General features: G+C 29.8%; 7 protein-coding genes and 1 tRNA gene. 2 read left to right on the plus strand and 6 right to left on the minus strand.

The features are described from left to right. Positions 1-213: 213 nt before the first annotated feature. The 6 genes from DS884_RS01520 to DS884_RS01545 form a co-directional block, all read right to left on the minus strand. Positions 214-1,077 carry a hypothetical protein gene (locus DS884_RS01520; protein WP_113785515.1) on the minus strand — a complete coding sequence of 288 codons (864 nt, stop codon included), beginning with the start codon at positions 1,075-1,077 and terminating at the stop codon, positions 214-216. Positions 1,078-1,264: 187 nt separating this feature from the next. Continuing rightward, a complete protein-coding gene (locus DS884_RS01525) occupies positions 1,265-2,005 on the minus strand; it encodes a hypothetical protein (protein WP_113785516.1) in 741 nt (246 codons plus the stop codon). 290 nt (positions 2,006-2,295) lie between these two features. Next, positions 2,296-2,369: transfer RNA gene (locus DS884_RS01530), tRNA-Arg, on the minus strand. A gap of 46 nt (positions 2,370-2,415) precedes the next feature. Beyond that, positions 2,416-2,643 (minus strand): putative signal transducing protein, encoded by a 228-nt coding sequence (locus DS884_RS01535; RefSeq protein WP_113785517.1) that lies wholly within the window; start codon positions 2,641-2,643, stop codon positions 2,416-2,418. Between the two features lie 14 nt (positions 2,644-2,657). Continuing rightward, entirely contained in the window at positions 2,658-2,810 is a 153-nt protein-coding gene (locus tag DS884_RS01540; protein ID WP_113785518.1) for an SsrA-binding protein, read from the minus strand. 112 nt (positions 2,811-2,922) lie between these two features. Then, positions 2,923-4,257 carry an SPFH domain-containing protein gene (locus DS884_RS01545; protein ID WP_113785519.1) on the minus strand — a complete coding sequence of 445 codons (1,335 nt, stop codon included), beginning with the start codon at positions 4,255-4,257 and terminating at the stop codon, positions 2,923-2,925. Positions 4,258-4,788: 531 nt separating this feature from the next. Between DS884_RS01545 and DS884_RS01550 the strand changes: the two genes are divergently transcribed. Together DS884_RS01550 and DS884_RS01555 are read left to right on the plus strand one after the other, a co-directional pair. Continuing rightward, positions 4,789-5,730: a calcium/sodium antiporter gene (locus DS884_RS01550; RefSeq protein WP_113785520.1), complete on the plus strand. Its 942-nt coding sequence runs from the start codon at positions 4,789-4,791 to the stop codon at positions 5,728-5,730. 26 nt (positions 5,731-5,756) lie between these two features. Further along, positions 5,757-6,389: a LysE family translocator gene (locus DS884_RS01555; protein ID WP_093870407.1), complete on the plus strand. Its 633-nt coding sequence runs from the start codon at positions 5,757-5,759 to the stop codon at positions 6,387-6,389. Positions 6,390-6,425: the final 36 nt, after the last annotated feature.

A 6,425-nucleotide genomic window follows, 5' to 3' on the forward strand; every position in this document is an offset into this window, starting at 1 on the left:
TTTCGCCTTATGTTGCACAACGTTCAGTATAAGAAACGTAGGGCAGTTGATAAGCGATACGTTTCGGGTTGGTACTAAGCCAAATATAATATATTGCTTTTATCTTTTTTGTTGAAAACTCCAAATTTTATATTTGGCGACTTTTTAAATAAGCACAGACCTTTCGGAAAGCCTAAACCGCCCTATGTTTTTTATACATTGTTAGCAAGTGTTTTATTTCCACTTAGTTTGATAAACTGTTCCTATATTGAAGTATTTTTCATCACTATAATTGTAGTTATAGGCTTTACTAAAACTTTTATTTTGTCTAACCGAGTCTATTTCAAAAAAAGCATCTCCGTTCTCAGTTTGAAAAGTCATTCCTTTAGTGACTTTGTCCTTTTTACCTTTATCAATTTCAAGAATCCAATATGTTTGATTTTCTCCCTCACTAAATCTATTCTTTTTTGTTGACTTTACAATTTTTACAGATAATGGACTTATAAGGAATAATTCTCTCCATTTTCTCGGAATTTGTTTTAAATCTAAAGGCTTATTGAGTGAATCTTTTTGTTGATTTTTTAGATATCTACCACTATTTGATGGTTCATATCCAGAATTAAAATTTTCGGAAAATCTTATAAAATCGTTCTTTTCTTCTATACTCCAACCCAAATCAAATTGTTCTGATAGTAAATAACTAGAATTACCCCATTTTACAATATTAAATTCAGTTTTAATTTTAAGCGAGTCAATTCCATATTTAGTTTCGAGAGTTTCTGTTTCTCCATCAAATTCCATTGGATAAGTCAAAAGTTTAATTTTCGATGGAATTAGTTTCAAAAATGAACTATCGATTTTGTATTTGCCAGTAACTTTTTTATTTTCTCCACCACCTGTACAACCATAAACAAATTCTTGATATTCAAAATTTCCATTACTTAATAAATTAAGATTTAATCCATTGTTAAATCCGCTATAGGAATATTTTAACGTGTCAATTTGTTCAGTATTTATTAAGATTTTTGCCGAATCATTTTTTATATCCGAACAGCCAAAAAATGAAATTGATAATATGAATATGATGTATTTTATCATTTTTTTGTCAAATACTTGCTAACTCGTTATATAGAGAACAAAGTTCTCGTTTATTGGATTATAGTTCCGGATAAAAGGAACTTTAGGTAAATATATAAAGAATTATTAAAATTTCTTTTTGGGAATATAAAACTCCTCAACTTATAATAAATCAAGGAGTTTGTTAGTTGGCTTTATGTGTTAAATATTACTTGCTGTTAACTTCATTTTTGTTGTCTTTATTTTTATTAAATTGATTACTGTTTAGCTCATTGCTAATTTCTTGTTTTACTTTACTGTAGGCTAAAAGTTGTGGAGTAATAATTGTTTCATCGTCATAAATATGAGATTTTATGGTTGCTACTGCCTGTAATGCTGTTGCAATTGATGATGGTGATAAATCAGAAGTAGTAGGGATCAAGTCATTAATTTTTTTTGAGCCAATTCCGCTAACTCGTACTTCTAAAGATCCTTTTATCTTTTCAATATTTGCTACTAAACCAAATGGACTAGATAGATTTACTTTTCCTTTTAAAGCTTTGAATTTAGCAACCATTCTAACGCTAACCCCAACCAAAAAAGAATGGTAATTTTCGCCATTATTTTTTACTGTTTGAGTTTGTGAAAAATCATAGATAACTTGGTAGTTTTCTCCTTTTACAGAAACACCAGCACCAACGATGGTAAGTTCACCTTCTCCTTTTACACTATATACTGTTACATTCGAAACAAGGTTAGTAAAAGAATCTAAAAGAGAATAGTCGTGACGTAAACTATCTACTTGTTGTAGACTTATTGTTTTAGTACTTGGGTCTACATGGTATATTTTACCATACCAATGCTCGGGTACAGCCAATGCAATATAATCTGAGGTAAAATTTTGACTAAATAATAAGTTGGGTAATAAGTTTAATACGATAATTAAAGTAGGGAGTTTAAATAATTTCATGTTGTTTTTTTAGGATATTTTGTTTTCAATTTTCGATAAATATACAAAATGTAGAGTGCTATTAATGATTTTGTTAGGTTAAAAAAATAAGAACAATTTTTTAATGTGTACAAAACAAATATTGAGTAATAAGAAGACTAGTTAAAGGTAGTTATTGATGTAAACTACTGATGATTTACAAAGGAGAATTATTAACTAGTTTTATTAATTTTTCAGTGTTGTTAAAGGGAGGGTATATGAAAAATATAAATTAAAAACCCTTAACTATTAATTAGTTAAGGGTTTTGTTGTGACCTCGACAGGATTCAAACCTGTAACCTCTTGAGCCGTAATCAAGTGCGCTATTCAGTTGCGCCACGAGGCCGTCGTTTTGCGGGTGCAAATATACAATTCTTTTACAGTTCTAAAAATTATTTTTCAATTTCTTTTCGAAAATTTTCAATAATTTTTTTAGATGCCTCAATATCAGTGTTAAAAATGTGAAGCTCAACAACGTCTCCTGTAGCTCCAAAACCTGCTAATCTTCCAGATTCTCGTTCGTTTTTAATAATTGAGGGTATTTTATTGTTTTCTAATAATTGAGCAAGTCTATTCACTAAGATTGCTGATCCGGTAAAAATAGAAATATGTTCTTTCATAACTTAAGGTGTATTTAGTTTAATGAATTTATTGTAACGTAAGCTCTCCATCCAATAATAGCTAATTGTAATTTTGAAGCCTTTGTAATGTCTAGCTCTTTTTTGGTAAAAGAAGGTAAGATAATTTTGTTAAGCTTGGCTAGTTGTTTAAATAATTGTTTTTTCATTAGTTAGTTGATTTCATATCAAAAATAATGAAAAAATAATTGTGAATAAACAGGACGATCTAATTCGTCCTGTTGGTAATTGATTCCTTTTCTTTTTTATTCCTTTTCTTTTTTATTTCTTTTCCATCATTTTCTTAGCTAGCTCAGCGCCAATTAATGATTGTAGCAAATTCCCACTGTTTCCGTCTTTACTTCCTTCAATATATGTAGAAGGTAATTTTAAATCTTTTATCTCTTTAGCAACTCCCACTGCAGTTTTGTATTCCCATTCAGCACGTTCCTGAGGAGTTAAACCTGCACTTACTAGTTTTGCATTTTCATAGTATTGCGCATCGGCAGCTACTTTTTTACTTTTAGCTTTGAATTGTTCAACTTCATATTGTTTCTTTTCTTTTATTAAGTTGAATCCAGCTACTTTAGCTTGAGTTTCAGCTTCGATGGTTTGTTGAATTTGAATTTTTTCTAACCTAGCTCTTTCTTTAGCTTTTTCAGACTCTCCTTTAGCAACTTCTTTTTTAGCTCTATAGTATTCACGCTCTGCTTGTTGTTTTTCAAGTTGAGTTTGTGCTACCTCATTTTTTTGTAAATCTAAACGCTCATCAAAAGATTCTTCCCAGTCAATACCTGTTACTTGTGCTTGGTAAATTTTTAAACCGTATTGTTTTAAGGTGTTAGAATTGTCTCTGGCTATACTACCATCTGAGTTTCTTTTGATTCTAAACTTTTTTTGTTTACTCGATTTACCTACATTAATCTTTCTAATAGTAGTTGTATCTCCAACAATTTCATTCGTATTTTCAGATTCATAGTATTGTTCTACTTGGTACATTCCATTTTCTAATTGATCTCTAAAATATCTATCGAAGTCTGAAGCCTGACCTGAAATATAATCTTGAGCATCCATTAGTTTGCAGGTGTTTTTTATAGCAGCATCAATGTTTGGTAAAACTCTACCGTAAATTAATTTTGATTCGCTCCTGTTTCTGTCTGCCATGTTTAAAAAAACTTTTTCGTCGTTGATATTGACACCTACAATAACTGAAGTGCTAATTTCTGCTTTAATTGCATCGCTGAATTCCCACTTTTGAGCCTTCCTGTTGTATATACCTTGGCTACTTTTTGGTAGTTCTACATCATCTTTTAAAATAACATCTTTTATAGATGTTTCATAAGATAGTGGTATGATTCTACCCCACCATTTTAATTTTAATCCTTGTGTGGTAATCATTTTATCACCACCAGAAACAAATTGTACTGCATAGGCTGTACCAGCTTCTGCGTAAAAGAACATTCCAGTTATAATACTCAATAAGATTCCGAGTAATGTAAATTGGATACTTCTGTTGGTGGTGAACCAATTTAAGAAGCCGTCTTTTTTAATAATTGATTTTAAAATAAGGGTGAGTAACCCAATAATAATTAATAATATTCCTAAAAATGTTAGCATAATAATAGTGTGTTTAATAGTTAATTAAAATAAGTACTGAATAAGTTGAATTATAAAATTTACTGCTGAGACAATTAAATTTAAAGCAATAGTTATCATTTGTTTTTTTAGTGGTTTTAGTTAATAAAAGTTGATTAATTCCATAATTGTTTTCTCAATATATGAGAAAGAGAATCACATCACCAAAAGTTTCAATACGATTTAATTAATTTGAATTTATAATTAAAGTTAAAAAATAATATTAAGTTTTAATATGTAGTCTAATATTCTACATAGTAGTTTGTTTTGTTAATATTAATGTGTGTTTATTGTTTTAATGTGTAATTAAATAAAGGGCGTTTTTTGTGTGTTTTAAAAAAGTAAAGGAAAATGTGTTGTTAAAGAGAGGTGAAATGGTGGTTTTGATTTTTGTGATTTGAAATAAAACTTTTTTTATTGAGAATTAGAAAGACAAAAAAAGAAGCTTTTAAGCATGTAATATCTGTTCGTAATTTAGATGTCAAAACCCTATCTTCGCACAAAAAATAATTTATGAGTATTCTATATATTGTTATTGGATTAGTTTTATTAGTTCTTGGTGGGAACTGGTTGCTAAAAGCTGCAGTTGGCTTATCGCTAAAATTGAATATACCTAAAATTGTTATTGGTATGACGGTTGTTTCTTTTGCAACATCAGCACCAGAATTGATAGTAAGTATTAAATCTGCATTAGATGGAGCTACAGGTTTAGCAGTTGGTAATGTAATAGGTTCAAATATTGCAAATATTGCGTTAGTGTTGGCAATAACAATAATTTTATCGCCTATAGATGTTCAGAAGAGTTTTTATAAAACAGATTGGCCAGTAATGATGTTTGCTTCATTGTTGCTATATGTTTTTATTGTTAATGATAAAACAATTCAAACATATGAAGGAGTGATTTTATTTATTACCTTAATAGCGTTTTTGGTGTACCTTTTACGTTTTCAAAAGCAAGCTGTAGTTGATGAAATGCCTGAGGATGATGAAGAATTACCGCTATTTAAAGTAGTACTTTTTTTAGCTTTAGGTGGATTAGGTTTATGGGGAGGATCAGAGTTATTAATTGATGGAGCAAAAACGTTGGCAAAAGGATTAGGGGTAAGTGATGCTGTAATTGGTGTAACGGTGGTTTCTGTAGGAACAAGTATTCCTGAATTAGCAGCTTCTATTATTGCAGTTATGAAGAAAGAAAAGGCAATTTCTTTAGGGAATTTAATAGGATCGAATGTGTTTAATATTTTGGCAGTGTTAGGAATAACAGCAATGATTACTCCTGTAGAGGTTAAGCCAGATTCATTAAGTTTGATTACTAAGGATATTTATTGGATGTTAGCTATTTCATTTGCGGTGCTTCCGTTAGTTTTTATTCCTAAAGGTATGAGGTTAGGATGGAGGGATGGAGTGTTGTTGCTAATTACTTATGTTGTGTTTGTGTATTTAGCAATTTCGTAAATTGTAATAGTTGAAGAAGTGATGTAATGAATGGAATAGAGAACTATATAGGTTTTATTGTTGCAGGGCTTTTAATGAATATAACTCCAGGGGCAGATACTGTTTATATAATTACCAGGAGCGTTGCTCAAGGAAAAAAAGCAGGTATTTATTCTGTTTTAGGAATTGGAAGCGGAGCTGTAATTCATGTTGTATTTGCTGCTTTGGGATTATCAGTAATATTAGCAAAATCAGTAATTGCTTTTACAGTTATTAAGTGGGCTGGGGCGGTTTATTTGATTTTTTTAGGTGTAAAAACCCTTTTAGATAAGTCAGGATTATTTGATAATCAAAAGGTAGATTTTGAGAAGGTAGATTTATTGAAAATATATAAACAAGGCTTTTTAACGAATTTATTAAACCCAAAAATTGCAATATTCTTTTTGTCCTTATTACCTCAGTTCATAAAAGCAGAACATACAAATAATGTACTACCTTTTTTAATTTTAGGATGTACCTTTTTATTAACAGGAACCATTTGGTGTCTTTTCTTAGTGCATGCTGCTTCTTTTATGACAAACAGGTTAAGAAGTAATCAAAAGATAGGTAAGGTAATGAAAAAAATAAGTGGATATGTATTTATTGGTTTAGGGCTTCAGTTGTTAATGAAGAAAAATTAATAAAGTTTCATAATACTATAAAAATAAAACACCTCG

This window comes from Tenacibaculum sp. E3R01, from assembly GCF_003318185.1.
GTDB lineage: Bacteria > Bacteroidota > Bacteroidia > Flavobacteriales > Flavobacteriaceae > Polaribacter > Polaribacter halocynthiae.

Bases quoted from the DNA above. Each gene is read 5' to 3' on its own strand.
- DS884_RS01555 (WP_093870407.1), top strand. From the start codon at position 5,757: ATGAATGGAATAGAGAACTATATAGGTTTTATTGTTGCAGGGCTTTTA.
- DS884_RS01545 (WP_113785519.1), bottom strand. From the start codon at position 4,257: ATGCTAACATTTTTAGGAATATTATTAATTATTATTGGGTTACTCACC.
- DS884_RS01525 (WP_113785516.1), bottom strand. From the start codon at position 2,005: ATGAAATTATTTAAACTCCCTACTTTAATTATCGTATTAAACTTATTA.
- DS884_RS01535 (WP_113785517.1), bottom strand. From the start codon at position 2,643: ATGAAAGAACATATTTCTATTTTTACCGGATCAGCAATCTTAGTGAAT.
- DS884_RS01540 (WP_113785518.1), bottom strand. From the start codon at position 2,810: ATGAAAAAACAATTATTTAAACAACTAGCCAAGCTTAACAAAATTATC.
- DS884_RS01550 (WP_113785520.1), top strand. From the start codon at position 4,789: ATGAGTATTCTATATATTGTTATTGGATTAGTTTTATTAGTTCTTGGT.
- DS884_RS01520 (WP_113785515.1), bottom strand. From the start codon at position 1,077: ATGATAAAATACATCATATTCATATTATCAATTTCATTTTTTGGCTGT.